Genomic DNA, 290 nt, shown 5'->3' with positions numbered 1-290 from the left:
GATGCCATTTCAAGCGTCTTTCCAAAAGCGAGATACCAAACGTGTCTCGTACACGTAGCACGCAATATTTCACATAAAGTGCGCGTAGGAGATCGTCAGGAGATCTGCGATGATTTTAAAACGATTCATCAAGCAGAGGACGCTGAATCAGGTCAAGCAGCCCTAGATGCCTTCTGTGAAAAATGGAAAAAGACGTATAGTAAAGTCGTCAAATCCTTGCGTGAAAATGATTATTTACTGACATTTTACAGCTTTCCAAAGGACATTTGGCGAAGCATCTACTCTACAAA

General features: G+C 41.7%; 1 protein-coding gene. It reads left to right on the top strand.

Translation table 11 applies throughout. From position 1 onward, the window contains the following. A partial coding sequence (locus tag GMB86_RS15380; RefSeq protein ID WP_196220262.1) for a transposase occupies nucleotides 1-290 on the top strand: 290 nt, incomplete at both ends.

The organism is Terrilactibacillus tamarindi (assembly GCF_009718825.1).
Taxonomy (GTDB): domain Bacteria; phylum Bacillota; class Bacilli; order Bacillales; family Sporolactobacillaceae; genus Terrilactibacillus; species Terrilactibacillus tamarindi.
Note: the sequence above shows the minus strand (reverse complement) of the source record. Positions and strands in the feature narration are given on the sequence as shown.